The 1,035-nt window shown below is 54.5% G+C and carries 1 protein-coding gene; it reads left to right on the forward strand.

The genetic code is table 11. The annotated features are described in order from the left end of the window. The coding region (locus tag D5S03_RS00300; RefSeq protein ID WP_287042359.1) for a molybdopterin-binding protein at window positions 1-947 on the forward strand (947 nt) is incomplete at its 5' end. Window positions 948-1,035 lie beyond the last annotated feature (88 nt).

The following is a 1,035-nucleotide window of genomic DNA, read 5'->3' on the forward strand; positions in this document are numbered from 1 at the left end:
AGGGCGTGGTCATCAAACGCGGACAGGAAATAAATTTCTCTGATATCTGCCGCCTGCAGCAGATCGGCAGGCAGAACCTATACACCGAAGCTGCACCCAGCGAGCAGGACTGGGTACATGAGGACGAGGCAGCCGAAAGCTTTGCCCGGGCCATGGCCGGTGAAGGGGTGGAGCTTGGCCTGCCTCCCAGAGAGGGGCGGGTGAACCTCAAAGCCGGTCGGGACGGCCTGCTGGTAGTTCAAAAAGACAATCTTCTGGCTTTCAACCTGGTGCCTCAGGTCATGTGCGCCAGCCGCCAAAACTCCATGCTGGTGAAAAAAGATTCTGTTATCGCAGGTACCAGGGCCATACCCCTGTACCTTCCCAGATCTAACTTCAATAAGGCCATGCAGGTCCTGAACCAGGGGCCGCTTTTCAAAATCCTGCCGCTTATGCAAAAAAAGGTGGGGCTGCTCATCACCGGGACCGAGGTTTTCGAGGGTATTATCCAGGACCGCTTCGAGCCCATCATAAAGGACAAGGTGCAGAAACTGGGCTCGGAAGTAAACAAGTCAATAATCTGCCCTGATGACAAAGAAGAGATAAAGACTTGCCTTACCCGGCTTCTGGATTCCGGCTGCGATATGATCATAACCACGGCCGGACTTTCTGTTGACCCTGACGACGTCACCCGCAAAGCCATTCAGGAGGCAGGGGCCAGTGAAATGCTCTACGGAGCCCCCATCCTGCCCGGAGCCATGACCATGCTCTGCTGGATTGATTCTGTACCGGTTATTGGAGTGCCGGCCTGTGCACTTTATTTCAAGACCACCAGCTTTGATCTGCTGCTGCCGAGGCTTCTGGCCGGATTAAAAATAACCCGTCTGGACCTGGCCCAGATGGCGGACGGATCCCTGTGCCTGGCCTGCAAGTCCTGCACATATCCCAAGTGTCCCTTTGGGAAGTAATTGCCGAAGAGAAACTTCTTGCTTTGCGATCTTTGCTTGCCACGCCCTGGCGTGATTAAATGCGTAAGCACCTCGAAGAGGATTTAAC

This window comes from Desulfonatronospira sp. MSAO_Bac3 (assembly GCF_003838035.1).
Taxonomy (GTDB): Bacteria; Desulfobacterota; Desulfovibrionia; order Desulfovibrionales; family Desulfonatronovibrionaceae; genus Desulfonatronospira; species Desulfonatronospira thiodismutans.